We start from the raw sequence: 26,959 nt of genomic DNA on the forward strand, positions 1-26,959 counted from the left end.
AACATAATTGCTGGAGTTTTTATATTTGTAATTTTTAACTAGCACAACAGGTAAATTTAATTTTACTTTATATCTATGTTACATTTTTCCAACCTATATATTAAGGTATGTCTTGTTATTCCCAATAATTTACTATGTTATACTACAATATCTAATGTTTTTCAAACTTTAAAATAGATATAAATAAGAGTATATAAAGTATTAAAGGTAAATAAATATAAAAAATATTCCCATTTCATAAACAGATTTTTATTCTTTATCTGTTTATTCCACGAGAACATCTTTTAAGCTTTACTCAGTTAAGCTTTCAGTTATATTATTGCAACGCCTTCAATTTCAATATTTGCACCCTTAGGTAATGCTCCTACTTGCATTAGAGATCTAGCAGGTTTGTGATCTCCAAAAAACTCTGCATAAACTTCATTGATCTTAGCGAAATCATTTATATCAGTTACAAAAACTGTTACTTTAACTAAATGTTCTACACTTGCATGACCAGCTTCCAAAACAGCCTTTACATTTTCTAAGCATAATCTTGTTTCTTTTTGTATGTCTCCTTTTGATAACTCCCCAGTTGCAGGATCTATAGGTAATTGACCTGATGTAAAAATTATATTTTCAGCCTTTACTCCTTGTGAATAAGGACCTACTGCTGCTGGTGCTTTTTCTGTTGATAAAAATCTTGATGTCATTATATTTTCCTCCCTTAATTTAAGTTATTTCTTTCCCTCTCATCAGACCATAGTCTTTCAAGGTTATAAAACTCTCTTTCTTCTTTATGAAATACATGAACTATTATATCATTAAAGTCTAAGAGCACCCATCTACCACTTTGATACCCTTCTTTTGAGAATTCTAACTCTCCTGCTTCAATCATCTTACTTTCTACCTCATCAGCTATTGCCATTACCTGTGTTGACGAGTTTCCACTTACAATGACAAAATAATCCGCAATAGAAGTTAGTTTTGATATATTTAACAATTTAATGTCTATTCCTTTTTTGTCTTCACAAGCTCTAGTGATGATGGATAATTTATTTTCTAAATCTAGCATAAATTTACCCCCTAAATTTTATTTTCTATCTTTTATTTAAATGAACTATCAGATAGTTTCTTGCCTTTATTGTATCAGGATGAATAAGTTTATTCTTTTCAATTAGAAAAGTTATAGTCTTTTCCATTGCCAATATTAAAGCTTTATCTAAATCTTCAAAAGCTAATTTTCTCACTTCCTCAATACCTTGAAAATTCCTATAAGGCTCTATATAGTCAGCAATATAAATTATCTTATCTAATATACTCATATTCTCTTTACCTGTAGTATGATAACAAATAGCATCTAATATTTGAGTGTCTTCTATTCCATACTTTTCTTTCGCTATTTTAGCTCCTAGTGGACCATGTATAAGCTCATAATTGTATTTCATACAAGCATCTAAAATTATATCAAAATCAGATGCCATTTTCAATAAGTATGTTTCATCCATTAACTTAGCAGAATCATGTAAAATTGCTGCTATCTTAACTTTTTCTATGTCTGCATCATATATCTTAGCAAGTTCTATTGCTACTTCCATGACTCTAACTGAATGATTATATCTTCTTTCCCCAATATCTTCTATTAATTTATTCTCTAAAGATTTATTCATATATTTTCTCTCCACTATATAAATCATATTTTAAAATATATTGTTCAACAGATTCTGGTACAAGATATTTTATACTTAATTTATTGTTAACCCTATTTCTAATTTCGGTGGAAGAAATCTCAATAAGTGGTGATTTAACTTTTTTAATCTGAATATTATAATATTCTAAGTCTTTAATTTTTTTATCTATATTCTCCTCTTGTCCAGGTCTATAGAGTAATATAAACTTACATAATCCAATAAGCTCCTTAAAGCCTTTCCATTTTTCTAATTCAAAAAGAATATCAGAGCCTATTATAAAATATATTTCATCCCTTTTATACTCTTCCCTTAATTCCATTATAGTATCTATAGTATAAGTGGTGCCCATCCGATTAATTTCTATAGATGATATTTTAAAATAGTTGTTTGAATCTATAGCCAACAAAATCATGTCCTTCCTCTTATTTGGCTCACTAATATTTTTATTATTCTTAAAGGGATGAGTACCTGAAGGTATGAAAATTATCTTATCTAGATTTAAGGAAGTTCTAGCATATTCCGCCGCTATTAAATGTCCATTGTGTATAGGGTCAAAAGTACCTCCCATTACTCCAATCTTCATAAATTTCCTCCATAATCAATAATTAAACTTCAGAAATATATAAGATTCTGAAGTTTATAATTTCTTTAACTTGGTAATTCAATTTTTTTATTTTCTTTGGATTCTTTATATAAAACAAATTTATTTCCAATACTTTGTACAAATTCTGCATTGATTTCATCAGATATTTGATTAGCAACTTCAGTTGCATCTAACAAACTATTATTTAACACCTTTATCTTTATTAATTCCCTTGCCTCTAAAGCATCTTCTACTTGCTTAATAAAGTTTTCAGTTATTCCATTTTTACCTACTTGAAATATCGGCTCCATAGTATGAGCAAGGCTTTTTAAATACGACCTTTGTTTTCCTGTTAACAACTGCTCCACTCCCCTAATTAAACTTCTACTTCTTTTCTTTGCCTTCTATGCTTTTCGTAGTCTGTATTTCCCTTCTTCCAACCTGTTCTTAGCTTTTCATTTGGTTTATAGTTTTCATTTATCACAACTTCATTTTTCATTAAACAATAATATGTTGGTTGATTTTCTTTACAGTTTCCACAACTTAAGCAGTCCATTTTACTCCTTTTACCTCCATTTAATCAAAAAATTCAAATTCATATCCACAAATAAATACTGATTCATATTCTTGTATTCCCAATTCATTAAGTTCGTCTATTACTCCTTTTTTCCTTAGCATATCTTGGAAATATCTTAAAGAATCTACATCATCGAAATAAGTTGAACCTAGAAGTCTTTCAATAAATGTTCCCTCTACAATATATTTGCCATCTTCTTTTTTGACAATTATTGAAGTATCGTCATCTTCTTCCTCATGCATAAACTCTTCATCGAAAGTTTCATAACTAGTTTCAATACTGGAAAGCAAATCCCACATAGCATATTTAAGTTCATCTATACCTTTTAATGTGGCCGCTGAAACAGGGTATATTTTATATCCCTTTGGTTCAAATTCTTTTTTAATCTTTTCTAATTCTTCATCTGCTCCTAGTATATCCATCTTGTTTGCCACTATTATCTGTGGCTTATCAACTAGTTTTATATTATATTGACCTAATTCCTCATTAATCTTATAGAAATCTTCTACAGGGTCTCTGCCTTCACTACCAGAAATATCCAATACATGTACAAGTGCTCTAGTTCTTTCAATATGCCTTAAAAAATCATGACCTAATCCTGCTCCTTCATGGGCTCCTTCAATAAGTCCCGGGATATCTGCTATAACAAAAGATTTTTCTTCACCTATTCTAACAACTCCAAGATTTGGCTTTAAAGTTGTAAAATGATAGTTTGCTATTTTGGGTTTGGCTGCAGAAATAATAGAGAGTATAGTTGATTTTCCTACATTTGGAAATCCTATAAGTCCTATATCTGCAAGAAGCTTTAGTTCTAACACTATATCTCTTTCCTGTCCTTTTGTACCAGGCTCAGCAAATCCAGGTGCCTGACGTGTAGCAGTTGCAAATTTAGCATTTCCTCTACCGCCTCTGCCACCTCTAGCTATAATAAAAGTTTGATCTTTTTCCTTTAGATCTATTATTACCCCTCCTGTATTTCCATCTTTAACTAATGTTCCTACAGGTACTTTTAATATAATATTCTCTCCTGCCTTGCCAAACTGTTTCTTGCTTCTTCCATCTTCACCGTTTTGACCAGTATATGAACGCTTATATCTAAAATCCATTAGGGTTCTAATCCCATCATCAGCCTTTAGGATTATACTTCCTCCATTTCCTCCATCTCCTCCATAAGGTCCACCAGCAGGCTCATACTTTTCTCTTCTCCAGGCTACAATACCATCTCCACCTTTACCAGCTTTGACATGTATCTTTGCCACATCTATAAACATAGTTCATCATCCTTATCAATTACTTTTCCTATCCTTCAGAAATCTGATAAATTTATTATATCAATTTTATTTAGTCTGTCAATTAATATATTGACTTTTAACTACTTTAATTGCTGATTTTCCTATTTATTTTATTCCGATACAATTTTTTTATACTATAAATATATTTATATAAAAAATATAAGCTTACCACCATGGTAAGCTTAAAATCTACGCTAATTCCTCTGCAGGATAAACACTAACCTGTTTTTTGTCTCTACCTTTTCTTTCAAATTTAACTACACCATCAACTGTTGCAAATAAAGTATCATCTCCGCCTTTACCTACATTATTTCCAGGGTGTATCTTAGTGCCCCTTTGTCTAACTAGAATATTACCAGCTAAAACGAATTGTCCGTCTCCTCTTTTGACACCCAATCTTTTAGCTTCACTATCCCTACCGTTTCTAGAGCTACCTACTCCTTTTTTAGAAGCAAATAATTGTAAATTCAATTTAATCATCAATTACACCTCCCCATTCTTGAGTGCTACATACTCTGGGTAACTTTCTATTATTGAATTAATCCCTACTACTAATGATTCTAATAGGATTTGTGTTTTATCTAATTTAATCTTATCTATATTCTTAGGTAATTCTACATCAAGAAACCCTTTTTTCTCATCTATGAAGTAATTAATGCTATTTTCCTCCACTCCACAAACTTTCACTAAAGACAATAATGTGGTTTGAGAAAGTACTGATATAGCAGCACATACTATATCCTTACCATAGGAATCATAATCTGCATGTCCTTCTATGGTATATTTTCTAATATAATAATTTTCATCTCTATATATCTTAGCTACTATCATATCTTAGCCAACTATATTTTCAATTTTTACCTTAGTAAATGGTTGACGATGTCCTTGTTTCTTTCTTATGTTCTTTTTAGCCTTATATTTGAAAACAACTATTTTCTTAGCCTTTCCTTGTTCTAAAACAACAGCTTCAACTTTAGCACCATCAACATAAGGTTTACCAGCAACTATATCGCCTTCTTTAGATACTAAAAGAACTTTATCAAAATTTACATTTGAACCTTCTTCTGCATCTATTTTCTCTACGAAAACAACATCACCTTGTTGAACTCTATATTGTTTACCACCAGTTTCTATTACAGCGTACATTATGATTGCACCTCCTCTAACCCAGTCTCGCCAATGCAGGGTGCCATGAAGGACTTAAACCCAGATTGAGCGGCTCTACACCCAAGTATTTTAACAAATATCTATACTATTGTCAATAGACAATTTATTGTATACTATAATCAATATTTAACTTACTACAGTATATTTCCTCTTCCTTCACATGTTGGGCATTTTTTATAAAAGTTAGATGATAGAGACCTACTTATCTTTTTTCTTGTTAATTCAACAAGACCAAGTTTTGTTATGTCTATAATATTGGTCTTTATCTTATCCCTTTTCAGATGTTTTCTAAGAACAGATAGCACCATTGAAATATCTTTTTTATCTTTCATATCTATAAAATCTATTATTATAATTCCTCCAATATCTCTAAGCCTAATCTGTCTTGCTATCTCTTCTGCTGCTTCTATATTAGTTTTTAATACTGTTTCCTCTAAAGAACTAGTACCAACAAACTTCCCAGTATTCACATCTATGGCTGTAAGGGCTTCTGTTTCATCTATAACTAGATATCCGCCAGATTTCAATGGTACCATTCTCTGCAATGCAGTTTTTAAGTCTGACTGTATTCCCATATCATAAGATATTGAAAAATCTGTATTTAATTTAATTTTATCTGAGAACTTAAATGGATAAAGTTCTTCAGTCAAAATTAAATTATCATATACATCCTTACTATTAACTATGATTTTCTCCGTAGCATCATTATAACTATCTCTTATTATCTGATAGGCTAAACTCGGCTCCACATAAAGAAGTTTAGGACAAGGTAAAAAATTTCTTTCCCTTTCAATCTTTGTATAAATATTATATAGAATATCATATTCTTCCTTTAATATAGATTCATCTATTGACTCAGAAGCTGTTCTAAAGATTATTCCCATATCATCTTTTATAATCCTTTTACCTATACATTTCAGTTTTTCCACTTCAATAGAACCTTTAATCTTTTTAGAAATATTTACTTTATTAGAAAAAGGAGTAAATACTAAATATCTACCTGGTATTTCAATATGTGTTGTCACCTTTGCCCCTTTATTACCTGAAGCTTCCTTTACTACCTGCACTATTATTTCCTGACCAGATTTAAGGATTTCAGATATCTTATATATTCTTCCATTATATAAGATATCCTTAGGTAAAGCTTCCTTTACATATAAATAAGCATTTTTGCTTTCACCAATATCTACAAAGGCTGCATCCATACCTTGTAATACATTAGCAACTCTTCCTCTATAGATATTTCCAACAATCTTTCTTTCTTGTTCTTCTAAATGAAATTCTACAAGTATATTGTTCTCTACAATACCTACTCTATTAATTCCATCTAAAGAATCAATAAAAATATAATTCATCCTAATTCTCCCATCTTATAGCGGTTTATATATATTCTCATCCTTTTCTGCATATAAACATAATCTCTTTATATTTATGGAATCCATATCTATATTAAGACAAGTATCTCTATTTAGAGCTTCCATAAAATCCATAGGCTTCAAATTTCCATTGCCTCCAGATTTAAGCAAAGCATCTATTGCTATATTTTCATCTCGATTTTCTTTAATAACTAAATTTCCTATAAAGCCTCTAATGTTCTCTTCTTTCTCAATTCTCTTCTTGCCTTTTCTCTTCAATTTAGTAATCATTATTTCTTCTCGAGACAACCATTTAGATAATATATCTTCTAAATCTTTTTTCTCTTTCTTATGGACTATATCAAAATTTATCTCATAAAAGGCCCAAGATATTAAAGAAGCAATTGATTCTTCTTTATCTAAATATTTACCTTTAATTATCTGAATATCTTTCGGCAATACAGCATTTACTTTTTCTATAAACTCATCTATTGGAATGTAATCAAGCTCCACATCCATATATTCCTCTTCTGATTCTATGCCAAGGGATAAAGGGCTTGCTATGGAAAACTTTGGATGAGGATTAAATCCTTCAGAGTACTTTAGCGGAATATCAGCTCTGTTAAATGACCTATGGAATAATCTCATTAAATCTAGATGTCCAATGTATTTCAAATAATTCTTTTTATTAAATATAACTCTTAAAATCATTTACTTACACCACCATTCATTGGGCAGTCCTTAATTCCACAACCCCTGCATTGTAGCCTACAATCATTTGTAGTTTCTTCTTCTAAGGATTTTTTATACTCCTTAATTAAATATCCCTTAGATACTCCTGGGTTTATAAAATCCCAAGGTAATGTTTCTTCCAAGGTTCTATCTCTCAAGGCATAAAATTCACCATCTATTCCTATTTCTTTCATAGTATCTATCCAAACATCGTATTTGAAATGCTCTGACCAGCCATCAAATTTACATCCATTTTCCCATGCTTTTAAAATTAATTTAGATATTTTTCTATCTCCACGAGCAATTATTGCCTCTAGATAACTTAATTTTGGATCATGATAGTTAAATGTAACTTTATTATCTTTTACACTGTTTTTAACTAGGTATATCTTTCTATAAAACTCATCAATTGAATCTTGCCCCATCCATTGAAAAGGTGTAAATGGCTTTGGTACAAAACAGGATGCAGAAGCAGTAACTTTTAGATTTCCTTTTCTCTCTTCCTTTGGCATGTCAAAAAACATATCTTTTACTTTATAAGCTAAATCCTTTATTCCCATTACATCTTCGTCTGTCTCTGTAGGCAATCCAATCATAAAATATAATTTAATAGTAGACCATCCTTCCCTAAATACATAGGAAACTGTGTTTACTAAATCTTCCTCAGTTATACCTTTGTTAATTACATCCCTGAGCCTTTGACTACCTGCTTCAGGAGCAAAGGTTAATCCTGATTTTCTAACCTTTTCTATTTCTTTTAATACGTCAATACTAAATGAATCCAGTCTTAAAGATGGTAAAGAAACTCCTACCTTCTTTTCCTCAAATTTATCCATTAGTCTTGATATCAATACAAGAAGTTCTGAATAGTCACATGAACTAAGGGAAGATAGTGAAACATTCTCATATCCAGTACTTTCGATTAATTTTTCTGCTAATTCAACTATTCTATCTACTGACTTTTCTCTTACAGGCCTATAAATCATTCCCGCTTGACAAAATCTACATCCACGGGTACATCCTCTAAAGATTTCCATGCTAACTCTATCATGTACAGTTTCAATAAAAGGTACAATCATCTTCTCAGGTGCAAACATAGAATTCAAATCTCTTATCATTCTTTTATTTACTACCTTTGGAACCACTTCATCTAATCTTACCATTTCCTTGATGGTTCCATCGTCATTATACACTATATCATAAAATTTAGGTACATATACTCCTTCTAATTTAGCCACTTCTTTTAAAAATCTTTCTCTATTCCATTCTTTTTCCTTATGCTCTCTATATAATTCAAGAATTTCTAATGTAATTTCTTCCCCTTCACCTATAGTAAAAAAATCTATAAATTCTGCTATAGGTTCTGGATTATAAGCACAAGGTCCCCCTGCTATAACAAGTGGATCTTCATCTGTTCTATCTTTTGACAGTAATGGAATTTTAGATAAGTCTAAAATATTTAATATATTAGTATAGCTCATCTCATACTGCAATGTGAACCCTAAAAAATCAAAATTTCTTACTTCTTCTTTATTCTCTAATGTAAAAAGCGGAAGATCTTCACGTCTCATTTCTTCTTCCATATCTGTCCAAGGTGCAAATGCTCTTTCACATGCAAAGTCATCTTCTTGATTTATTAAATTATATAAAATATGAAGTCCTAAATGGGACATCCCTACATCGTATACATCTGGAAAGGAAAAGGCAAATTTTACTTTCACATTGTTTAAATCTTTTATTATGGAATTTTGCTCCATTCCTATATATCTAGCAGGTTTTTCAACTCTTTTTAATACCCTATCTAGAATTTTTTTATTTATCATTTGTTTCCACCTTTCATCAATACTATAGATATTATCTTATCACTTTTCTCTTAATATTAGTAGGAAAATTTTCTTATCAGATTAATACCTCGGGTAATTACCCGAGGTATTAATTAAAATTGTTGGTTTTATTAAATTGTTCCACAAGTTCCTCTATAGTTCCTTTGGAACCATTAACTACTTTTACTAAATAGTCTTTTATCTTTTTTCCATCCTTCTCCATACTAAAATCATAGTATATATTTTTTTCAATGATTTTAATAATAGTATTGGTTGTCTTATTATTCATCATCTTTATTACTAAAATAATTAACAAAATAATCAAGACAAAGATAATCCTATTTACAAGCTTATTGTAGTATTTATTACTTTTAAAGAAATTCCTATTTACCTTATATCTTCCTCTATCCATATAATCACCCACCCTAATTAATAATATTTTATTTATTTAAGGTGTATTTTATACCAAATTAATATTCTTTTATAGTAAAAGATGTATTTTCTTTTCCTAAAGTAAATTTATCCTTCAAATTTTTGCTTATATAAATGGATTTATCCTTTGTGATAAACATAGCCTCCACATCTTCCAAAGAATTTACTAGGTCCTTTCCTTTATCTAAACCTAATACAAATAAGGTTGTAGATAAAGCATCGCCATCTATTGATTTATTAGAAATAACACATACACCTGTAATTTCATTTTCCGCAGGATATCCTGTTTTGGCATCTAAAATATGGTGGTATCTTTTCCCCTTATATTCAAAAAACCTTTCATAATCACCAGAAGTAACTATCGAACTATTCTTTACTTCAAGTATCCCTAAATAGTTTCCTGTAAATTCAAATGGATCTTGTATTCCAATCTTCCAATAGGAGCTATCTAGCTTTTCTCCATGGGCAAAAACATTTCCCCCTAAATCAATAATAGCTGATTTAACTCCGTTTTCTGTTAGTATTCTATTAACTTCATCAGCGGCATACCCCTTTACTATACTGCCTAAATCTATTCTCATATTTTTTTCTTTTAAAAACACCTGATTATCATCTAATAATTCTAGGTTCTTATAATTAACATAAGATTTATTTTCTTCTACTTCTTCAACACTAGGTATGGACGTTCTGTTTTTTTCCCCAGATGAAATATTCCACAAATTTACTAAAGTTCCTATAGTAGGATCTGAAGCACCATTTGAAATCTCTGCATAATGTTTTGCTTCATCTATTACAAAATAAGTATCTTCATTAACAGTAACAGGTTTTATCCCTGCATTCTCATTTATCTTGTCCACATCACTATTCTCTAATGTAGCACTCATCCTATTTTCTATCTCTTTTAATCTTGAAAATACTTGTTCTAAAATCTTCTCATCATTATTATCGTATATTTTAATAGTCATTACTGTATTCATTAAGAATTCCGTCCTAGATATAGGCTCTGTTTTAGATAATGAGTTGGACTCTGGAGGGAGTTTTGTGTCCTTTAATTGCTCTTTATCTGTACAACCAGTGGCAAATAATATTAATACTAAAATTATAATTAATCTACTGTACTTTATTTCTTTCATTTCATCACTCCATATCACTTGAAAAAACCCTAACTAAAAGTTAGGGTCTTATTTTTTCTATTTTGCTGAACTTAATGCTTCATTTACTAGTTCGATAATAGTATTTCTTGTACTTGTTGCTCCTGCAATATCATCTACATTAATATTCTCTGTTCCATTATTATCAATAATCAATTTTTGAACTGCTGGTATTACTTCAAATGGCACAGCATAAGAATAATTATCAGCTGATTTTAAATCTCCTTTTTTAACTCCATCTGAATCTTCTACGGCAACCTCTGAATAATTAACACCTACTATTTGCCCATCTTGAACTCTTACTTCAACTTCTGATAACCAGCCATGACTAGGTTCTTGAGCCTTAGCTTCATAAACTCCATCTTTATAAGCTTCTGTATATGTCTCTCCCTTAGCTGCCTTATCCAATAACATTTGAGCTACTTCCTTGAAACTACCTTTAGTATGAGTGGCTCCTGAAACCGCATCAAAGTCTATTGCATTAAGGTCCTTTTTATCATTAAATTGGTCATTTAAATCTTTAATTACAGCAAGACCCTCTGCATAAGCATAATTTGCCTCTGATTTAGCTTCTCCTGAATCTGCCAAGTATTCATTGTAGTTTAAAGATACTGCTTCTTCATCTTTTACTTCTAATTTTGCCATAGCATAGTTTCCATGATCACTAACTGGCATTTTAACTAAATAAATACCATCAACTAAAGTACCACCTGTTTCTCCTGCTGCTGTAGGTTTGCTTTCATCAACTGGTGCTACATCTTTCTTAGAACAACCAGTAAAAACAGCAGTCATTAGTGCAAATGCTAACATTAGAATAAGAATTCTTTTTTTCATTTTACTCCCCCCGTGAATTAAATATAGTTTTTTCATTTGCTTTATACCCATACTAGTATATATTATACCATAAAATATATCAATGGATATTTTAATATTATAAATTATCTAATAGTTTTGTAATAACTATTGATTATCTTTTACTTTTACTATAGGAATATTTGCTACTAAAGCAGAGATAGTAGAGCTATCTACATCCCTTTTCATCCTAGTCAATTTAATGTCTAATCCTTCTTCGTCAATATCTGCATATTCAGATATTACTCTAATGATATCCCCTTTAATCATATCCAAAAACTTAGGTGAAAGATCTGCCCTATCATGAACCAATACTAATTTAAGTCTTTCTTTAGCAACGTTTTTGCTTTTCTCCTCTTTTTTACTAAATAATTTAAAAAGATCCAAGAAATTCCCCCCTATTTACTAAATAATAATTTTAGGATTTTACTTAACTTCCCCTCTTCATTTACATCTAGGTTTAGTAGTTCTACTTCATCCCCCATTATCCTTCTAGTTATATTTTTATAGGCTTTTCCTGATAATGCTTTTTCGTCTATTACTACTGGCTCCCCTTTATTAGTTGATATAACTATTGCTTCATCATCTGGCACTATTCCTAAAAGATCAATGGCTAAAATGTCTATTATATCATCCATATTCATCATATCTCCTCTTTTAACCATTTCCTGTCTAATTCTATTAATTATTAGCTTAGGATTATATAATCCTTTAGATTCAAGTAGCCCGATAACTCTATCTGCATCTCGCACAGCTGATATTTCAGGTGTAGTCACTATTATAGCTATATCTGCTCCTGCTATTGAATTTTGAAAACCCTGTTCTATTCCTGCAGGTGAATCTATTATAATATAATCAAATTCCTTCTTTAACTCATTAACTAATTCAAGCATCTGCTCTGGACTTATAGCAGACTTATCCTTAGTTTGAGCTGCTGGTAGAAGGTATAATTTCTCATGTCTTTTATCCCTTATTAAAGCTTGTTTCAACCTACAATTTTTTTCTACAACATCTACTATGTCATAAACTATCCTATTCTCTAAACCCATTACTACATCTAAATTTCTCAATCCAATGTCTGCATCAACTACTACTACGGATTTTCCTAAAATAGCCAAGCCTGTCCCAATATTTGCTGATGTAGTGGTCTTACCAACTCCACCCTTTCCTGAAGTGATAACTATAGCAGTTCCCAGTTTTTCTTTATCCATTTATTATCCTCCCTTTAATTATTTCTTAGGCAAATAAGGTTCAATTACTACTTCCCCATTTTTTATTTTAGCAACTTCTGGTAGCCCGCATGTTGCCATATACTCATCTGGCGGTCTGGCAATTTTATCTCCAATTCTTAGTTGAGTTGGCTGTAAATTATAAGATGCAACTATAGCATTGGAATTGCCATCAAACCCAGCATGGGCAACTCCTTTGATGCTACCAACTACTATTATATTACCTTTAGCTTTTATAATCGCTCCTGGATTTACATCTCCTATTATAACTATATTACCATCATATTCCACAATTTGCCCAGATCTTAATGTCCTATTAACAAACTTTGTCATACCACATTTGATACCTTCAAAGGAAGTATCCTCCTTAAGAGCATTTTCTTCATTATATCCTACGCCATCAGACGAATAAGATTCTAATATATGTTTAGGTAGTTCATCTTGAGAAACAATTAAATCATATTTATATTTTAAAATTAGCTTCAACTCTATTAAATCTTCAGAAGACAATTTTTCAGATTTAATACCTAAAAGTTTTGCTCCATGATAAAATTTAGAGGCCTTCTTCATTTTTCTCTCTAACTCTTCTCTAATAGATAAAAGATCGTCACCACTAATATCTAAAAATATTCCTTCTTTTATGCCTCTAAAATTGAGTAGCTCTTCTTTCACTTTCAAAATTACCTCCAATATAATCTGTAATGACTTTCTATATCTATTCTACCAAACTGTTTTTGAAAGGTAATGCTTCTTTTGTCCCAATTGCGTTTAATCCTAAGTATTCTGCAATAATATCTCTTGCCATAGGAGCACCATAACCTCCACTACCACCTTGAAATATTACTGAAACTACTGCGATCTCAGGATCATCATAAGGTGCAAAGGCAACAAACCATGAAAAATCATCATAAGTATCTCCAGTAGAAGGGTTAATCCCTGATTTCTGTGCAGTACCTGTTTTTGAACCTACTTTAACAGGAAAATTGCCAAATACCTTTCTCATTGAACCATCACTAGACACCAATGCCATTCCCTGTTTTACGTGTTCTAAATTGCTATAATCATTTAATTCTATTCTTGTAGATTTAGGTTCATTGTCAAATAAAAGTTTTGAATTATTATAATTTTTAATATTATCAATTAGAGTTACCTCATGTTTATAACCACCATTTGATATGGTTGCTATATAATTTGCCATTTGCATAGGTGTATAGGAGCTCTGGCCTTGTCCAATAGTTACATTTAATGTATCTGAAATATTCCAGCCAGCTTGATTTAAATAAGTATATTTTATCTTATCTGCTAATCCTTCTTTTTCACCAGATAATTTTTTCTCCGGCTCAATACCAAAGGTGTCCAATCTCCTAATAACTTCACCTCTAGTTAGTGGCTCCTCTAAATCTGTCCAACTGACTATGTCTTCTATAATATTTGTAATTTCAGAATCATTTAAAACTATATCTTTCTTTAGATAGTTTCGTATATTTCTCTTAAGATAAGATCTTAGCAATGTTTTAGTAGTTATTATCTTTATTTGAGGATTAGGCACTCCTCCTGAAGTCTCCGCTGGTATATTTATCTCTATACCAGTTTTATCATTTAATCCTAATTGTTTAGATAGATTCACTATATCCTCTATCTCAAGTTTAACCCCTATATTTTCTCCAGTTCTTGGATTTCTACCAAAGGCCAATGAATAGAAATAATAGTTACAAGAATCCCTAATGGCTTCATACATATTTTCATATCCATGAGTTCCTCTGCTTTGATTCCAAATCCAACAGCCTGGACGGTAATTACCTAATTCAACATAACCCATATCCCTTATTTTCTTAGTAGGACTCAATCCCTTATCTAAAGCCGCTAAAGCTGTTACCATCTTAAACGTTGAACCTGGTTGCACTGCTGTTTGTGTAGCAACATTATACAGTGGTCTTGGTGCCAATGGATCCTTATCATTTTCCGGAAATAGACTTAGCCAATCCGTATTAGATATTCCTGTTGCAAATAAATTTGGATCATAAGAAGGATAGCTTACACTGGACAAAACTTCACCTGTCTTGACATTTAAAACTACTACTGCACCAGATGTAGCATTTTTATAGGGTCTATTCTTTTTTCTATTAGTCCCAAACTTATAATTTCCCCAAGGACTTTCATATACTCCACCAACCTGTATTTTTTCTAAGGTTTTTTTCAAAGCATCCTCAGAAAATTTTTGAAGCTTTAAATCTAATGTTAAATAAATATTATTTCCTGGGACTGGTTTTTTCTCGTCAATAATATTTGTTGTATTTCCCACGGCATCAACTTCAACCCTCTTAATTCCATTTTCTCCTCTTAAGGCATCTTCAAAGCTTTCTTCAATTCCAGTCTTTCCTATGATATCGTTAGGTGAATATTTTTTTTCATCTACATACTTTTTTATTTCATTTGATTGACTAATCTTACCTAAATATCCCAATATATGTGCGGCTGTAGTTCCTTCTGGATAATACCTTACTGGTTCTATGGATACCTGTATTCCTGGTAAATCTGCTAGTCCTTCCTCAATCTTAGCTACAGTAGTATCTTGTATTCCATAAGCAATATTTATAGGTTGATAAGCCATATGCCCTTGTTTACTAAGTAATTCATATAATGATAAAACAGCTCTAGATTCATAATTACTTAAACTCTTCGGTATTTCATATTTCTCCTTTAAATGCTCAAGCGCCTCTTTAGTAGTACTGTGTTCATCTATCCCATTATCACTATACCAATTTTTCTTGTTATTGACAAATACATATTCAATATCCTTTGCAATTGAAATCTTCGCATTTATTCCATCTAACAAAAGTTGTTCCTGTGCTAAAGATTTAATATTATTAGAAGTAATAAACTCTCCTAATACACCAGATTTTTTACTATATTCCAATAAAATGTCTATGGGAGATTTATCTCCTATATTGGAACTTCCCATATATTTATATATTACATTGGATTTATCTTCACTTAATTCTATTTTTATAGGCACGTCCTGATTCTTTTCTAAGACCATATCTAAAAGTATTTTTCCAGGTACTAAAACCTCAGTTTTACCTTTATCATTCTCTTTAGTTACTACTTTTTCTAAAAGATTATAAATAGATGACTCAGAAACAATCGTAATGAAATCTTCCTTAGCTGTAGTATTCTCCGTTATTCCACTATATGAATTCATTAAAATCCTTTTCTGATTTTTATATTCTTCATCATAGGATAAAGAGTATTCATCTAAGATAATATTATCAGTCACGCCCCTTTTTTCCATAATCCCATATACTAATTTCCTTGAAATAGGATGATCTATTATCTTTCTTATAATGTTTTTATCATTATCAATTAATTTAATTAATGCATCAACAGGAGAAAAATTATTTGGTATTTTATAATTATTCATCCATTTAGCAGTATCTTCAGATACATTATATTCTATTTCTACTGCATTACCAACATTCTTTACAGTTATGGGTACTTCAATTCCCTTATTTCTTAATGCATTAATAGCTATTTGAGCAGTTGCAAATTGATAGTGTTCCTTATATTCTTGATGAATATAAGAAGTTCTCAATAATTCCAACAAAAGTCCTTGATCAATTATAATATCAACAACCTTATCATTTGGCATGATATCTTGATTAAAATAGTCTTTTTCATCTTTATATTTAAATACATTTAAATTAATAGGAAAATCATTAACATAACTGATTCCATCTTCCTCTAACAACCTTACTAAGGAAAGTAAAGCATTATTTTTCTTTTCTTTATCTTTTATATTTAATTCGTCTTTTAAAATCTGTACAGTAAAGCTAGGATTATTTCCTGCTAAAAGTCTACCATATCTATCTCGTATTTCTCCTCTCGGAGCAGATACATACACTTCTTTTAATCTTTTATTATCTGATATATCTCTATAATAATCTCCTTTAGCAATGGTTAAAGTCGCTAATCTAAATGATAGTGTAAACATAAGTAAGATGACAACATATGTAACAATATTATATCTATTAAATATTTTTTCTAATAATTTCATCTATCTCACCTCTATCTACTTCCAAACCTTATCTTTGGAACAACAAAAATTTTAGAAAATATTTTGTATATAGGAATAGATAAAACACCATTATATATGATTTCAATCAACAATACATCTTTTACAAAGGATAAAAATGGGATATCTCTAGATAAGAAAAACATGAACACATAGTAAGAAAAATTATAATATATTGTACCTTGAATAGAAAACAATATTGGTATAAGCATATTTTCTTTGGTTACTTTATTCTCAACTAATCCCACTAAATATCCTGCAAAAAAGTATATAAATGCATTTATTCCTATTACAGGAGCAAATACTATATCCTGAATAAGCCCTATTATAAGCCCTATAAATCCTCCATAATATCTACCTCTAAACAATGATATAGAAATCACTATAAGAAGAGCTGTATTTGGTACAACTCCTAAAATATTAACATATGGAAGTATGGAGCTTTGCAAAAAAAAGTTTACTAAAACTACCAAAATCAATATTAACACAGTCATATATATCCCTCAATCTTAATCAGATATTACAAATACTTTATACAGCTTCTTGAAATTCATTGCTGGCTTAACTTTTATTTTCTTCATTAAGTCTTCATCATCACTAACTATTTCTTCTACTTCTCCAATATAGATATCCTTGATAAAAACTCCGCCAAGTCCAGAAGTAAACAATTTATCTCCTTTTATAACATCAGCTTTGTTATCAAATAAATATCCTGAAACTTCTCCATCTATGCTCCCTGATATCATTCCGCCGTCTTGGGTTCTTAAAACCTTAAAGGATATACTACTAATTTCATCTACAACTGTAACTATTTTAGCATTATTATCTCCTACATCAGTTACTCGTCCGACTATTCCTTCAATTACAGTGTTTTGTTCCAACTCAATCCCTTGGACAACTGTACTACCTTTTTTTATTCCATCTTTTGTACCTTTATCTATGGTAAATCTATCAAACCAATTTCCAGGTTCTTTTCCTACTACTTGAGCTGGTATTAAATTAAAGCTTGTCTTATCTAAAAGCTTAATTTCATTCTTTAAATAGTCAGTTTTACCTATAATATTTATATAGTTTCTATTTTCTTCTTCTAATTTTGCCACTCGTTTTTTCAATTCTTCATTTTCTTCTTTTAATTTAACAATATTTTTAATATTATAAAAAAAATCAGATAATCCTTTACCAACTGAATTGGATATCTTCCCTATAGGAGTTAGAAGGTTTCCTACTACTCTTTCAAATTTACTTAAAGCCATTCGTTCACTACTAGTAACACCTATTAGAACAATTAGAATGATAGCAACAGCCGTTACCATCATTCTTTCTTTATTCTTATTGAAAAAAGACATAATATCACCACTTAGCCTATTTTTTTATTATTTGAAATAGTCTTTTTAAGTATTTCTATACTATCCAATGCTTTTCCTGTACCTATTGCAACACAATCTAAAGGTTCCTCAGCAATATGAACAGGCATACCAGTTTCTTCAATGATTAGTCTATCTAAGCCTTCTAAAAGAGCTCCCCCTCCAGTTAACATTATCCCTTGTTCCATTACATCCGATGCTAATTCTGGTGGTGTTTTTTCTAAAGTAGATTTTATTGCTTCTAAAATACTGTGGATTGGTTCCTTCATTGCATCATAAATCTCCTTCGAACTTATAGTTCTTGTCTTAGGTAATCCACTAATCATATCTCTTCCTCTGATTTCCATTGTAGAAATTTCTGAGTTCCCATCAGCTGAGCCTATTGTTATTTTAACTTCTTCAGCTGTGCGTTCACCAATCATTAAGCTATATTCCTTCTTAATAAAATTTACTATAGATTCATCTAACTCATCTCCACCTACTCTAATAGACTTGGAAGTTACTATACCACCTAAGGAAATTATAGCTACTTCAGTGGTACCTCCACCAATATCTACTATCATAGAACCTGTTGCCTCCTGAACAGGTAATCCTGCGCCAATAGCTGCTGCCATAGGCTCTTCAATTAAATAAGCATCTCTTGCACCAGCATGTATCGCCGCTTCTTCAACTGCTCTTTTCTCAACTTCTGTAACTCCACTAGGTACACACACTACAACTCTAGGTTGAAGGAATGTTCTTTTCTTCGTAGCTTTTCTTATAAAATATTTTAGCATATTCTTTGTTACATCAAAATCAGCTATTACCCCATCCTTTAAAGGTCTAATGGCTACAATATTTCCTGGTGTTCTACCTATCATTTTTTTTGCTTCTTCTCCTACTGCTAAGACCTGCTTAGTATTAGTTTGTATAGCAACAACCGAAGGTTCTCTTGCTACAATTCCTCTACCTTTTATATAAACTAAAGTATTTGCTGTTCCTAAATCTATTCCCATATCCTTTACAAATCCACTCAATAAACCCATATTATTTGCTCCTTCCTTAATAAAACTTAAATTAGATTCTTTTCCTTAAAACTTATATATCTATTATCTCCAATTATTATATGATCTAACACCTTTATTCCAATTAAGTTACCAGCGTCTACCAAGCGATTAGTTACATTTATATCCTCATTGCTTGGAGTCGGATCACCACTAGGGTGATTATGTATCAAAATCATAGAATTGGAATTTCTTTTTATGGCTGCTTTAAAAACATCTCTCGGATGTACTATGGAAACATTTAATGTCCCTACTGAAATTTCTTCAGTTGCAATTATTTGATTCTTTGTATCTAATAATAAAACTCTAAAATGTTCTTTTTGTAAATATCTCATCTCATCCATATATAGATTTGCTATGGTGTTAGGTTCAGTTATCTTAACCTTTGATAAAGCTTCCCTAAAATTTATCCTCTTGCCTATTTCTATAGCTGCTAATATTTGAGCTGCCTTACATTTACCTACTCCTTTAGTTTCCATTAGTTCTTGTAATGTGGTATCTCGCAAATACACTAATCCTCTGTTATCTCTACTTAAAATCTTCCTAGCTAAGTCAATGGCTGAATCATTTTTGTTACCTGTTCTAATTATAATAGCCAATAATTCCTCGTTCGATAATGCTCCAGGTCCATGACTATAAAGCTTTTCTCTTGGTCTTTCTGTCATTGGAAGTTCCTTAATAGTATGATTCCTTTGAAAATCCAGATTAATATCCATGCCCCCACCCACTTATCTATAATATTTGTATATCAAAAAACTTATTTAATAAGTAGTCAAGTTTTCCTAGTGGTAATCCTACCACATTAGAATAACATCCATCTATTTTTTCAACTAAAATCTGACCATATCCTTGAATTCCATATGCGCCTGCTTTATCTAAGGGTTCCTTTGTATGAATATATCTTATTATTTGTTCCTCAGATAAATGTCTAAATTTAACTTTCGTCATTTCATAGTCTATGATTTTCATATTAGTATTTGCTTTCATAATACAAATTCCAGTAATTACACTATGTTCTTTTCCACTTAACAAAGATAGAATCCTAAATGCATCATCTTCATCCTTAGGCTTGCCTAGTATCGTATCTTCCAAAACCACTATTGTATCTGCTCCAATAATAATTTCACCATTACTAAAGTGATTACTTACCCAAAATGATTTTTCAAAAGCTAAGGACATTGCCACTTGTTTCGGCGATTCTCCTCCTCTTAATTTTTCCTCAATTTGAGCTCCAAATATTATTGGATTTAATTTGTATTTATTCAATATTTCTTTTCTTCTTGGAGAAGAAGATGCTAGTATTATTTTTTCCATATTATCTCCTTAATTATCCAAAATGTGAATTTAGGTTTTTCTTCAAACTTTTAGATATATAGATTGATGAAAGACCTACAAAATATCCAGTAAACAAACTCATAAGCAAGAGAATAGGCAGATAAGAATATATTCTAAGGTTATACATCATAGCTGCAGCAACACTAACTTGAGCAACATTATGAGCTACTGCACCAAAGATACTTACACCTATAAGGCTAAAAAACCTACTAAAATATTTATATACAATAAACATTATTATACAAGATAATATGGATCCTGAAAGACTATATATAAGACTAGATACACTACCAGTTATAAGTACAAGTACTATGCTTTTTAATACCCCTACTACAAAAGCTTCTTTAAATCCAAATATGACTAAAGAAACTAAAATTACCATATTAGAAAGCCCTAGTTTAGCCCCAGGTATTGGAATTGGCAAAGGAATTGCCGATTCCAATACTGATAAAGCAAGGCCTATTGATGTTAATAGGGATAAAAATATTATTTTGTTCAATTTCTTCATTTCTTCTATCATCCTTAGCGACTTATATAATCTATTTCTTCTGTTTCTTCTATTTTTTCTGTTCCTTTTATCTCTATTACTAGTTTATTTGGCAAACATACTATTATTTCACCTGGCTTAGAAATATATCCTTGTAGTACGTCTATTTTATCAGGACAATCAGCCTCTATTACCCTAACCTTGTCCTCTCCTATTTCAACCAAATTATATCCAAATTTAGTTTCAATAGGTATAGTTTTTCCTACCATAGATTTATCAAATATTATTTTTTTATATTCCTTACCATCTATTTGAATACTAATATATTTTTCTTTATTACTAATTGCATTATTTTTAATAAAGCCTAAAGAACCTAAGCTAATTAATATAATAATGATTATTAAATATTTATCACCTTTTGTCATCTAATCATCCTTTATTTACATGCTTAAGCTAATTTCATACATTATTAGTTTACCATTTATATTTTTTATTTACAAGTTACAATTTAATAAAAAGAAAAGAGCCTCAACGGCTCTTTAAATATTAAACTGATGCATCTTTAGCTACATTAGAGTATATAGCCTTAGTAGGACATTTTCCAGCACATATTCCACAGTTTACACATTTATCATAGTTAATTTTTGCTAAATTATTTTCGAAACTAATTGCTTCTTCCGGGCAATTTTTAACACAGATTTGACATCCTATACATCCTGTACTACATTTACTCCTAACTTCCTTACCAGGATCATTGCTCTTACATTTTACAACAAATTGATTATCGTATGGAACTAATTCAATAATAGACTTAGGACATGCTTCAATACATTTCATACAAGCTGTACATTTATCTTTGTTTATAACAGCTATTCCGTCAATTATCTCAATTGCTCCAAATGCACAAACATCTTTACAGGTTCCACAGCCTAAACATCCATAGGAACATGCTTTACTTCCACCTTGTAAAATATTAGCGGCTCTACAATCTTTAATACCTTCATATCTATATTTTTCCTTTGCTTTATCGCAATTACCTTGGCAAAGAACTGTAGCTACTTTCTTTTCTACATTTGTAGCATTAACTCCCATGATATCTGCTATTTTTTCAGCAACTGGTTTTCCTCCAACATTACAAGCATTAACAGGAGCCTTACCATCTGCTATAGCATTTGCCAAACCATCACATCCCGGGAATCCACATGCGCCACAATTAGCTCCAGGTAATACAGATCTGACCTGTTCTACCTTTGGATCTACTTTCACCGCAAAGACATTGGATGCAATAGATAGAAGTATACCAAAAGCAAGACCTAATCCGCCTAATACTAAAACTGGATTTAATATTTCGATCATATTATCCCTCCTAAACAAGTCCGTTAAAGCCTAAAAAGGCTATGGACATTAATCCTGCAGTTATTAACGCAATAGGGAAACCTTTCAAAGCTTCAGGAACATCTGCTAATTCAAGTTTCTCTCTAATACCTGATATAAGTATTAAAGCTAAAGTAAAACCAATAGAAGCTCCTATAGAATTAAAAATAGTTTGAACTAAATTATATCCCTCTTTTATATTTAATATTGCAACACCTAATACTACACAGTTTGTAGTAATTAATGGTAAATAAACACCTAATGCATTGTATAATGTAGGACTCATTTTTTTAATTACTAATTCAACAAATTGAACTAATGCTGCTATAACTAATATAAAAACAATTGTTTGTAAATATTCAAGTCCAAATACATCTAAAATTCCTTTTTGTATAAAATAAGTAATTATAGATGATAATGTAACTACAAATGTTACAGCAACGCCCATCCCTGTTGCAGTTTCCATTTTATTTGATACCCCAAGAAATGGACAAATACCTAGGAATTGAGCTAATACAAAGTTATTTACAAAAATTGTACTAATCAATATTGCTGCTATACTCATTTAGCCTTCCTCCTTCTTTAATTTTCGCTAGAAGCTTTTTTCCTTCTAACCACATTGAAAACACCTATTAATAGTCCAAGTACAATGAATGCTCCTGCTGGTGCTACTAAAATTCCAGCAGGCTGAAAGCTTGCACCGAATAATGACTTTCCTAAAAAAGTTCCAGCACCGAAGATCTCCCTTATACCTCCTAATATAACAAGTGCAATAGTATAGCCAAGACCCATTCCAAGACCATCTACAATTGAAGGTATAATACCATTTTTAAATGCAAAAGCCTCTGCACGAGCAAGAATTATACAGTTTACTACTATTAATGGAAGGAATATACCCAATGATTGATAAATAGGCTGAGCATAAGCCTTCATAAACATTTCAATTATAGTAACGAAGGTTGCTATTACTACAACAAATGCAGGAATACGAATTTTATTTGGTATTACATTTCTAAGCAAAGATATTACTAAGTTTGAACCTACCAATACTGCTACTACTGCAAGTCCCATAGCCAAACTATTTTGAACACTAGTGGTAACAGCCAATGTCGAACACATACCTATTAATTGTACAAATATAGGATTATCGTTAATAAGACCATTCTTGAACACTTTATATAATTTCACTCTTTCCACCTCCACTTACATTAATTTGAAAGTTGTGTATTAAATACTTCTCTAGCTGCGTTTACACCAGCCATTACTCCCTTAGAAGTTACAGTTGCTCCTGATATAGCTTCAACAGCTATTTCTTCTGTTACACTCTTATCTACAAATTTATCATAAAATTCTGGTTCAGCAGCCTTTGAGCCTAGTCCCTTTGTCTCAGAGTGTTCCACTAATCTCATACCTTTTACATTTCCATCTATTGAAAAACCAGTTAATGTAACAAGGTCTCCACCAAATCCTTTAGATATCATTTTTATAGCATATCCATTTATTTCTTCACCGTTATACGCTTCAAATATTTCTACAACTGCTTCATTACTTTCCTTTATTTCTTTAAATTTCCCTTCATCTAAAGGTTTAAATGTAGTCTCTTCACCAAATATTTCTTTTAAAGCTTCCATACTTCCTGCCATTTCTAATTCGGCAATCTTCCCCTTAGTTAAATTATTTGACATAGCTAAGACTCCAGCAGATATTGCTGTAATAATAAATAGAATTAATCCCAATTTTATAGTTTCTTTCATCTATTTCGCCCTCCCAAATATTTTTGGTGCGGTAAATTTCTCTATTAATGGACTTGCAACATTCATTAATAAAATAGAATATGAAACACCTTCAGGGAATCCACCTTTTACTCTAATAAGAGCAGTTAAAATTCCAGCACCTAATCCAAAGATTATTTGGCCAAGAGGTGTAACAGGGGTAGTTGAATAGTCTGTAGCCATAAAAAAAGCCCCTAGTATTAGTCCGCCACCTAAAATATGATACATAAGTTGATTTGCCTCAACACCTAATACTAGTAAAAGTATAGCTGTTGTACCTATATATATAACAGGAATCTTCCAATTTATAACTTTTCTAATTATTAAATACAATGCACCTATAAGCAATAATAATGCTGAGGTTTCTCCAATTGCTCCACCTATATTTCCAATGAACATATTCATTAGTGATGGCATTCCTGTACCAGCTTGAGCTACTGTAGCAGAAGCACCGGCATCTGCACCTCCAAATTTCATAATTGCTAATGGTGTTGCACCAGTTACAGCATCTGCACCTGGCAATACAAAGTTTGACATAATTTCTGGCCATGATGCAAGTAATACAGCTCTTGCTGCTAATGCTGGATTCATAAAGTTACACCCTATTCCTCCAAAACATTGTTTTACAATAATAATAGCAAATCCAGAACCAAATACTGGAACCCACCAAGGTGCATTAGCTGGTAAGTTAAATGCTATTAAAATACCTGTTATTATTGCACTATAATCATTTATAGTAATTTCCTTTTTAAATAATTTTTGTATTGCTGCCTCAAAGAATACAGCTGATGCTACAGATATCAATATTAGTTTTAACGCATTAAGCCCAAAGAAATAAACTGAGCCAATAATAGCTGGTATTAATGCTATTATTACATCTAACATTATTCTCTTAACAGATTCATTAGACCTGATATGAGGAGAAGAAGATACTATTAACATCTCTGGAATTGATGAATCTGTATTTGCAGTATTTATCACTTTACCTTCCATTAAATTTCCTCCTAACTTCTATGATTTTTTCCTTTTAGAAAGGACTTCTCTCTTTGCAAATCTTATGGATTCTACTAATGGCCTTTTTGCAGGACATATGAAAGAACATGATCCACATTCAACACAATCTAAAGCTCCATATTTTTCAGCACCTTCAAAATCCTTTTTAAGGGCATAAGCAGAAATAAATAATGGCTGTAAATGTACCGGACAGGCTTCTATACATTTGCCACATTTTATACATGGGGAAGCTTTTGGAACCTCAGCTTCTTTTTCAGTAAGAACGAGAATTCCTCCTGAACCTTTAATTACTGGTACCTCTGTAGAGAATTGGCTTAACCCCATCATAGGACCACCCATAATTACTTTACCTGGTACCCCATTAAATCCACCAGCTTGTTCTATTACTTCTTGAAAAGGTGTACCTATTTTCACTATAAGGTTTTTAGGTTTTTTAACACCATTTCCTGTAACAGTTACAACTCTTTCATATAAAGGTTTACCCTCTAAGATTGCTTCAGCTATAGCTTTAGCTGTACTTACATTGTTTACTACACATCCAACATCCATTGGTAGTCCTCCAGAAGGTACTTGTCTACCTGTTGCGGCATTAATAAGCCTTTTTTCATCTCCTTGAGGATATTTAGCTTTTAAAGTAACTATTTCTATATTGTCTCCATTTTTGATTACTGATTTTAGGGCATCTACAGCATCCATCTTATTATCTTCAATTCCAATAAATCCTTTTTCCACATTTAGTGCTTTCATTATTGCCTTTAATCCAAATATGATTTTTTCTGGCATTTCTAGCATTAACCTATGGTCTGAAGTTAAAAACGGTTCACATTCTGCACCATTTATAACAACAGTATCAATTTTTTTCTCAGGCGGTGGTGATAATTTTACATGAGTAGGAAATCCTGCTCCACCCATACCTGTTATGCCTGCATCTTTGATGATTTCAATTATCTCCTTAGAAGAAAGTTTGTCCAACTCTCCCTTAGGTTTATTTGTTTCATCTACCTCATTAGTACCATCTGACTCAATAACTACACAGGTTGATTTTATTCCTGTAGGTGTAGTTATACTTGTTATGCTTTTTACAGTACCTGCAACACTAGAGTGAACATAAGCAGACACAAAAGCCTTAGATTCACCTATTTTTTGCCCCACTTTAACCCTATCTCCAACATTAACTATAGGTTCACAAGGTGCTCCTGTATGCTGATGTAATGGTATATATACTATAGTTGGTTCTTTTGCATGTTCTAGAACTTCTTTTTCTGTCAACTCTTTGCTGTGTGGTACATGTACACCACCTTTAAAAGTGAGATTGTCAAGTTTCATACGCTTCCACCTCTCTATTAATATTTTATAATATTTATATCAAATATTTAGGTCCCAAAACTCATTTAGACTAGTAGGACCCCTTATATTATAACACTAAACACTTGTATTGTACACAAAGGCTTGCTGTAAAAGACTGTCAATAACTATACAATCATTGTTAATTTTTTTGTAATTTTTTATGCTGTTTCTACTTTATTTATATATAATATTTATAATTTTATCAAGATATAACTTTATCACAGTTACAAGCATAATGAAAGAACATGTTACAGTCACAATTCTTACATACATGTTCTTAATCCTCTA

33 protein-coding genes are annotated in these 26,959 nt (G+C 31.2%); all 33 read right to left on the bottom strand.

Going from position 1 to position 26,959, the window contains the following annotated elements; genetic code table 11:
- Positions 1-311: 311 nt before the first annotated feature.
- Positions 312-692, bottom strand: coding sequence for a RidA family protein (locus ABWP20_RS14065; RefSeq protein ID WP_353096612.1), 381 nt, complete (start codon positions 690-692; stop codon positions 312-314).
- Positions 693-706: 14 nt separating this feature from the next.
- A complete protein-coding gene (rsfS, locus tag ABWP20_RS14070) occupies positions 707-1,054 on the bottom strand; it encodes a ribosome silencing factor (RefSeq protein WP_353096613.1) in 348 nt (115 codons plus the stop codon).
- A 25-nt stretch (positions 1,055-1,079) separates the two neighbouring features.
- Positions 1,080-1,649 carry a bis(5'-nucleosyl)-tetraphosphatase (symmetrical) YqeK gene (yqeK, locus tag ABWP20_RS14075; protein ID WP_353096614.1) on the bottom strand — a complete coding sequence of 190 codons (570 nt, stop codon included), beginning with the start codon at positions 1,647-1,649 and terminating at the stop codon, positions 1,080-1,082.
- Complete coding sequence (gene nadD, locus ABWP20_RS14080; RefSeq protein WP_353096616.1) at positions 1,642-2,253, bottom strand: nicotinate-nucleotide adenylyltransferase; 612 nt, start codon at positions 2,251-2,253, stop codon at positions 1,642-1,644. Before nadD ends, yqeK begins: the two co-directional genes overlap by 8 nt.
- A gap of 65 nt (positions 2,254-2,318) precedes the next feature.
- Positions 2,319-2,612 carry a ribosome assembly RNA-binding protein YhbY gene (gene yhbY / locus ABWP20_RS14085; RefSeq protein WP_353096618.1) on the bottom strand — a complete coding sequence of 98 codons (294 nt, stop codon included), beginning with the start codon at positions 2,610-2,612 and terminating at the stop codon, positions 2,319-2,321.
- A gap of 17 nt (positions 2,613-2,629) precedes the next feature.
- On the bottom strand, positions 2,630-2,809 hold the full coding sequence (locus ABWP20_RS14090; protein WP_353096620.1) for a hypothetical protein: 180 nt from the start codon (positions 2,807-2,809) through the stop codon (positions 2,630-2,632).
- Positions 2,810-2,829: 20 nt separating this feature from the next.
- Positions 2,830-4,101 carry a GTPase ObgE gene (gene obgE / locus ABWP20_RS14095; protein ID WP_353096622.1) on the bottom strand — a complete coding sequence of 424 codons (1,272 nt, stop codon included), beginning with the start codon at positions 4,099-4,101 and terminating at the stop codon, positions 2,830-2,832.
- 210 nt (positions 4,102-4,311) lie between these two features.
- Complete coding sequence (gene rpmA, locus ABWP20_RS14100; protein WP_353096624.1) at positions 4,312-4,602, bottom strand: 50S ribosomal protein L27; 291 nt, start codon at positions 4,600-4,602, stop codon at positions 4,312-4,314.
- Between the two features lie 3 nt (positions 4,603-4,605).
- On the bottom strand, positions 4,606-4,953 hold the full coding sequence (locus ABWP20_RS14105) for a ribosomal-processing cysteine protease Prp (protein WP_353096626.1): 348 nt from the start codon (positions 4,951-4,953) through the stop codon (positions 4,606-4,608).
- A 3-nt stretch (positions 4,954-4,956) separates the two neighbouring features.
- The gene (gene rplU / locus ABWP20_RS14110) at positions 4,957-5,268 is read right to left on the bottom strand and encodes a 50S ribosomal protein L21 (protein ID WP_353096628.1); all 312 of its coding nucleotides are present in this window, start codon (positions 5,266-5,268) and stop codon (positions 4,957-4,959) included.
- 155 nt (positions 5,269-5,423) lie between these two features.
- On the bottom strand, positions 5,424-6,644 hold the full coding sequence (locus tag ABWP20_RS14115) for an Rne/Rng family ribonuclease (protein ID WP_353096630.1): 1,221 nt from the start codon (positions 6,642-6,644) through the stop codon (positions 5,424-5,426).
- 15 nt (positions 6,645-6,659) lie between these two features.
- The gene (locus tag ABWP20_RS14120; protein ID WP_353096632.1) at positions 6,660-7,355 is read right to left on the bottom strand and encodes a TIGR03936 family radical SAM-associated protein; all 696 of its coding nucleotides are present in this window, start codon (positions 7,353-7,355) and stop codon (positions 6,660-6,662) included.
- Positions 7,352-9,199, bottom strand: a complete 1,848-nt coding sequence (locus ABWP20_RS14125) for a TIGR03960 family B12-binding radical SAM protein (protein WP_353096634.1) — start codon at positions 9,197-9,199, stop codon at positions 7,352-7,354. The genes ABWP20_RS14120 and ABWP20_RS14125 overlap by 4 nt, the downstream gene beginning before the upstream one ends.
- A gap of 109 nt (positions 9,200-9,308) precedes the next feature.
- Positions 9,309-9,611, bottom strand: a complete 303-nt coding sequence (locus ABWP20_RS14130; protein WP_353096636.1) for a hypothetical protein — start codon at positions 9,609-9,611, stop codon at positions 9,309-9,311.
- 58 nt (positions 9,612-9,669) lie between these two features.
- The gene (locus ABWP20_RS14135; protein ID WP_353096638.1) at positions 9,670-10,764 is read right to left on the bottom strand and encodes an FAD:protein FMN transferase; all 1,095 of its coding nucleotides are present in this window, start codon (positions 10,762-10,764) and stop codon (positions 9,670-9,672) included.
- 57 nt (positions 10,765-10,821) lie between these two features.
- Positions 10,822-11,616, bottom strand: a complete 795-nt coding sequence (locus ABWP20_RS14140; RefSeq protein WP_353096640.1) for an FMN-binding protein — start codon at positions 11,614-11,616, stop codon at positions 10,822-10,824.
- A gap of 126 nt (positions 11,617-11,742) precedes the next feature.
- Entirely contained in the window at positions 11,743-12,021 is a 279-nt protein-coding gene (gene minE, locus ABWP20_RS14145) for a cell division topological specificity factor MinE (RefSeq protein WP_353096642.1), read from the bottom strand.
- Positions 12,022-12,032: 11 nt separating this feature from the next.
- A complete protein-coding gene (minD, locus tag ABWP20_RS14150; protein ID WP_503012542.1) occupies positions 12,033-12,845 on the bottom strand; it encodes a septum site-determining protein MinD in 813 nt (270 codons plus the stop codon).
- Between the two features lie 18 nt (positions 12,846-12,863).
- Positions 12,864-13,535 (bottom strand): septum site-determining protein MinC, encoded by a 672-nt coding sequence (gene minC, locus ABWP20_RS14155; RefSeq protein ID WP_353096669.1) that lies wholly within the window; start codon positions 13,533-13,535, stop codon positions 12,864-12,866.
- Between the two features lie 43 nt (positions 13,536-13,578).
- Positions 13,579-16,917, bottom strand: coding sequence for a penicillin-binding transpeptidase domain-containing protein (locus ABWP20_RS14160; protein ID WP_353096644.1), 3,339 nt, complete (start codon positions 16,915-16,917; stop codon positions 13,579-13,581).
- An 11-nt stretch (positions 16,918-16,928) separates the two neighbouring features.
- A complete protein-coding gene (mreD, locus tag ABWP20_RS14165) occupies positions 16,929-17,429 on the bottom strand; it encodes a rod shape-determining protein MreD (RefSeq protein WP_353096646.1) in 501 nt (166 codons plus the stop codon).
- Positions 17,430-17,444: 15 nt separating this feature from the next.
- Complete coding sequence (gene mreC, locus ABWP20_RS14170; RefSeq protein ID WP_353096648.1) at positions 17,445-18,281, bottom strand: rod shape-determining protein MreC; 837 nt, start codon at positions 18,279-18,281, stop codon at positions 17,445-17,447.
- An 11-nt stretch (positions 18,282-18,292) separates the two neighbouring features.
- Positions 18,293-19,324 (bottom strand): rod shape-determining protein, encoded by a 1,032-nt coding sequence (locus tag ABWP20_RS14175; protein WP_353096649.1) that lies wholly within the window; start codon positions 19,322-19,324, stop codon positions 18,293-18,295.
- Positions 19,325-19,350: 26 nt separating this feature from the next.
- A complete protein-coding gene (gene radC, locus ABWP20_RS14180) occupies positions 19,351-20,058 on the bottom strand; it encodes a RadC family protein (protein WP_353096650.1) in 708 nt (235 codons plus the stop codon).
- Positions 20,059-20,074: 16 nt separating this feature from the next.
- A complete protein-coding gene (locus ABWP20_RS14185) occupies positions 20,075-20,656 on the bottom strand; it encodes a Maf family protein (RefSeq protein WP_353096651.1) in 582 nt (193 codons plus the stop codon).
- A 13-nt stretch (positions 20,657-20,669) separates the two neighbouring features.
- Positions 20,670-21,185 (bottom strand): Gx transporter family protein, encoded by a 516-nt coding sequence (locus ABWP20_RS14190; protein ID WP_353096652.1) that lies wholly within the window; start codon positions 21,183-21,185, stop codon positions 20,670-20,672.
- 14 nt (positions 21,186-21,199) lie between these two features.
- Entirely contained in the window at positions 21,200-21,589 is a 390-nt protein-coding gene (locus ABWP20_RS14195) for a NusG domain II-containing protein (protein WP_353096653.1), read from the bottom strand.
- A gap of 121 nt (positions 21,590-21,710) precedes the next feature.
- The gene (locus ABWP20_RS14200; RefSeq protein WP_353096654.1) at positions 21,711-22,520 is read right to left on the bottom strand and encodes an RnfABCDGE type electron transport complex subunit B; all 810 of its coding nucleotides are present in this window, start codon (positions 22,518-22,520) and stop codon (positions 21,711-21,713) included.
- A 10-nt stretch (positions 22,521-22,530) separates the two neighbouring features.
- A complete protein-coding gene (gene rsxA / locus ABWP20_RS14205; RefSeq protein ID WP_353096655.1) occupies positions 22,531-23,103 on the bottom strand; it encodes an electron transport complex subunit RsxA in 573 nt (190 codons plus the stop codon).
- 17 nt (positions 23,104-23,120) lie between these two features.
- Complete coding sequence (gene rsxE / locus ABWP20_RS14210) at positions 23,121-23,726, bottom strand: electron transport complex subunit RsxE (RefSeq protein WP_353096656.1); 606 nt, start codon at positions 23,724-23,726, stop codon at positions 23,121-23,123.
- A gap of 20 nt (positions 23,727-23,746) precedes the next feature.
- A complete protein-coding gene (locus ABWP20_RS14215) occupies positions 23,747-24,292 on the bottom strand; it encodes an RnfABCDGE type electron transport complex subunit G (protein ID WP_353096657.1) in 546 nt (181 codons plus the stop codon).
- Positions 24,293-25,303 (bottom strand): RnfABCDGE type electron transport complex subunit D, encoded by a 1,011-nt coding sequence (locus tag ABWP20_RS14220; RefSeq protein WP_353096658.1) that lies wholly within the window; start codon positions 25,301-25,303, stop codon positions 24,293-24,295.
- Between the two features lie 18 nt (positions 25,304-25,321).
- A complete protein-coding gene (gene rsxC, locus ABWP20_RS14225; protein ID WP_353096659.1) occupies positions 25,322-26,650 on the bottom strand; it encodes an electron transport complex subunit RsxC in 1,329 nt (442 codons plus the stop codon).
- Positions 26,651-26,959 lie beyond the last annotated feature (309 nt).

The sequence above is a fragment of the Tissierella praeacuta genome (assembly GCF_040396155.1).
GTDB lineage: Bacteria > Bacillota > Clostridia > Tissierellales > Tissierellaceae > Tissierella > Tissierella praeacuta_A.

Bases quoted from the DNA above. Each gene is read 5' to 3' on its own strand.
- ABWP20_RS14065 (WP_353096612.1), bottom strand. From the start codon at position 692: ATGACATCAAGATTTTTATCAACAGAAAAAGCACCAGCAGCAGTAGGT.
- rsfS (WP_353096613.1), bottom strand. From the start codon at position 1,054: ATGCTAGATTTAGAAAATAAATTATCCATCATCACTAGAGCTTGTGAA.
- yqeK (WP_353096614.1), bottom strand. From the start codon at position 1,649: ATGAATAAATCTTTAGAGAATAAATTAATAGAAGATATTGGGGAAAGA.
- nadD (WP_353096616.1), bottom strand. From the start codon at position 2,253: ATGAAGATTGGAGTAATGGGAGGTACTTTTGACCCTATACACAATGGA.
- ABWP20_RS14090 (WP_353096620.1), bottom strand. From the start codon at position 2,809: ATGGACTGCTTAAGTTGTGGAAACTGTAAAGAAAATCAACCAACATAT.
- obgE (WP_353096622.1), bottom strand. From the start codon at position 4,101: ATGTTTATAGATGTGGCAAAGATACATGTCAAAGCTGGTAAAGGTGGA.
- rpmA (WP_353096624.1), bottom strand. From the start codon at position 4,602: ATGATTAAATTGAATTTACAATTATTTGCTTCTAAAAAAGGAGTAGGT.
- ABWP20_RS14105 (WP_353096626.1), bottom strand. From the start codon at position 4,953: ATGATAGTAGCTAAGATATATAGAGATGAAAATTATTATATTAGAAAA.
- rplU (WP_353096628.1), bottom strand. From the start codon at position 5,268: ATGTACGCTGTAATAGAAACTGGTGGTAAACAATATAGAGTTCAACAA.
- ABWP20_RS14115 (WP_353096630.1), bottom strand. From the start codon at position 6,644: ATGAATTATATTTTTATTGATTCTTTAGATGGAATTAATAGAGTAGGT.
- ABWP20_RS14120 (WP_353096632.1), bottom strand. From the start codon at position 7,355: ATGATTTTAAGAGTTATATTTAATAAAAAGAATTATTTGAAATACATT.
- ABWP20_RS14125 (WP_353096634.1), bottom strand. From the start codon at position 9,199: ATGATAAATAAAAAAATTCTAGATAGGGTATTAAAAAGAGTTGAAAAA.
- ABWP20_RS14130 (WP_353096636.1), bottom strand. From the start codon at position 9,611: ATGGATAGAGGAAGATATAAGGTAAATAGGAATTTCTTTAAAAGTAAT.
- ABWP20_RS14135 (WP_353096638.1), bottom strand. From the start codon at position 10,764: ATGAAAGAAATAAAGTACAGTAGATTAATTATAATTTTAGTATTAATA.
- ABWP20_RS14140 (WP_353096640.1), bottom strand. From the start codon at position 11,616: ATGAAAAAAAGAATTCTTATTCTAATGTTAGCATTTGCACTAATGACT.
- minD (WP_503012542.1), bottom strand. From the start codon at position 12,845: ATGGATAAAGAAAAACTGGGAACTGCTATAGTTATCACTTCAGGAAAG.
- ABWP20_RS14160 (WP_353096644.1), bottom strand. From the start codon at position 16,917: ATGAAATTATTAGAAAAAATATTTAATAGATATAATATTGTTACATAT.
- mreD (WP_353096646.1), bottom strand. From the start codon at position 17,429: ATGACTGTGTTAATATTGATTTTGGTAGTTTTAGTAAACTTTTTTTTG.
- mreC (WP_353096648.1), bottom strand. From the start codon at position 18,281: ATGTCTTTTTTCAATAAGAATAAAGAAAGAATGATGGTAACGGCTGTT.
- ABWP20_RS14175 (WP_353096649.1), bottom strand. From the start codon at position 19,324: ATGGGTTTATTGAGTGGATTTGTAAAGGATATGGGAATAGATTTAGGA.
- radC (WP_353096650.1), bottom strand. From the start codon at position 20,058: ATGGATATTAATCTGGATTTTCAAAGGAATCATACTATTAAGGAACTT.
- ABWP20_RS14185 (WP_353096651.1), bottom strand. From the start codon at position 20,656: ATGGAAAAAATAATACTAGCATCTTCTTCTCCAAGAAGAAAAGAAATA.
- ABWP20_RS14190 (WP_353096652.1), bottom strand. From the start codon at position 21,185: ATGAAGAAATTGAACAAAATAATATTTTTATCCCTATTAACATCAATA.
- ABWP20_RS14195 (WP_353096653.1), bottom strand. From the start codon at position 21,589: ATGACAAAAGGTGATAAATATTTAATAATCATTATTATATTAATTAGC.
- ABWP20_RS14200 (WP_353096654.1), bottom strand. From the start codon at position 22,520: ATGATCGAAATATTAAATCCAGTTTTAGTATTAGGCGGATTAGGTCTT.
- rsxA (WP_353096655.1), bottom strand. From the start codon at position 23,103: ATGAGTATAGCAGCAATATTGATTAGTACAATTTTTGTAAATAACTTT.
- ABWP20_RS14215 (WP_353096657.1), bottom strand. From the start codon at position 24,292: ATGAAAGAAACTATAAAATTGGGATTAATTCTATTTATTATTACAGCA.
- ABWP20_RS14220 (WP_353096658.1), bottom strand. From the start codon at position 25,303: ATGGAAGGTAAAGTGATAAATACTGCAAATACAGATTCATCAATTCCA.
- rsxC (WP_353096659.1), bottom strand. From the start codon at position 26,650: ATGAAACTTGACAATCTCACTTTTAAAGGTGGTGTACATGTACCACAC.